Source organism: Paraburkholderia sp. BR10937 (assembly GCF_040965695.1).
GTDB lineage: Bacteria > Pseudomonadota > Gammaproteobacteria > Burkholderiales > Burkholderiaceae > Paraburkholderia.
Genome location: NZ_JBFRCL010000138.1, coordinates 1 through 1,361, shown reverse-complemented (window position 1 = coordinate 1,361; position 1,361 = coordinate 1). Strand labels below are relative to the sequence as shown.

The window sequence follows — 1,361 nt, the reverse complement described above, 5'->3', positions numbered from 1 at the left end:
CGCCGCGCAACTCTTCCTGCACAAACAGCACAAGCACATGGAGCTGGCCGTAGTTCGTGCCGGCCAGAAGGCCAGCGACGATTTCGCCGGTTTCTGGATGCGAGACCGAAACAGCGAGCGGCCGGTAATCATCAGGCTGGCCGGTGCTCAGCTCGTTATACCGGGCAAGAGGCGCCCCGATCGCGGCGAGCATTCCGTCGTCGGGGGAATCGGTCGTGCTGATTGTCAGTCGCATGGGTTGTTGCGGAGCCCGCAGTTAGTCCTAGCTATTTCCACCGACGAACTCATCATCGAGGTCTTTCAGTCTCCGCAACGCGTCATCGAGATCACGATGCACGCGAGCAAGTAGGTCGACTGAACTCAGCACGCCTTTCTCCGCGTACGCCCTCGCCGCATCATCCAAAAGGTCTCGGCAACGCTCGATTTCCTTCCTGATTGCCTGACTGCGGCCCACGTAGTCGTCTGGTGTCATGAAGCATCCATATGTGATAAAGGACATTATCAAATATAAGACGACAAAAAATTAGCGAGGCGAACCCAGGCACAAGGAAACCAGGTTCGGCCCCGCAACCGCTTCAACCGGCAAAGGATCAGAGGCGCTGCTCAGCCTCGGCAAGCTGCGCAGTGTATCAATCCATCGTCAAGGTGTGAGATCGTCGTGCCCGCTTCTTTGGGCACTCTCATTCATACATTCCTAGTTCAACATTCTTTCTCGTATCCAACGCAGCGTTCATCACACTCCAAGACGCGCTGTCATCTTCTGCAACCATTCTCAGGCACTCGTTGAAAAACTATTAAAAATATAGTTCAAGTCAACGAATCTAGAGTTAAGAAATTATGTTGAAAAATAGAAACTATTAAACAACATTCAAACAATAGAGTGTCAAATAAAAGCACTCATGTCTGTTCCAAATCTTTCAGCCAAATCATTAGCTACTTTTTTACTAATCGCCCGGCGCCCAGCCAGAATATCGCTGATGATGGTTGGAGATGCGATATCTGCAAGATCCTTCTGCTTCAGATCGTGCGCTTCCAGCAAGTACCGTAGCACTTCCCTAGGCTCGGCCTTCGGAAGCTTCACATTGTGAGTCTCCCATACTTCAATAAGGTCCGTAACTACGCCAAAGAAGTCAGCCAACGAGCCCTCTTCTTCACCATCGAGAAGATCCGCGAGTTCGTTCGCGAGCTCGACCATCTTTTGATGGTCGTCCTCGTTACGAATTGGTTTGAGAAAAACCTGGCCCTGCAGGGCGGACCAGGTCTTCGCAAATTCGGGAAAGCCTCCCGAATGGCTATGAATGTTCATTTCCTTCTATTCTTCCTTGTCCATTCGTCATATTCCTTGTGCGTTAGCACATGAC

Annotated in this window: 2 protein-coding genes and 1 pseudogene; all 3 read right to left on the bottom strand. The window is 51.0% G+C overall.

What is annotated here, in order from left to right:
- Positions 1-235, bottom strand: a pseudogene (locus AB4Y44_RS42310) (GNAT family N-acetyltransferase); the annotation flags it as partial.
- A gap of 27 nt (positions 236-262) precedes the next feature.
- Positions 263-472 (bottom strand): hypothetical protein, encoded by a 210-nt coding sequence (locus tag AB4Y44_RS42305; protein ID WP_368702805.1) that lies wholly within the window; start codon positions 470-472, stop codon positions 263-265.
- Between the two features lie 411 nt (positions 473-883).
- Positions 884-1,306: a type II toxin-antitoxin system HigA family antitoxin gene (locus AB4Y44_RS42300; protein WP_368702804.1), complete on the bottom strand. Its 423-nt coding sequence runs from the start codon at positions 1,304-1,306 to the stop codon at positions 884-886.
- Positions 1,307-1,361 lie beyond the last annotated feature (55 nt).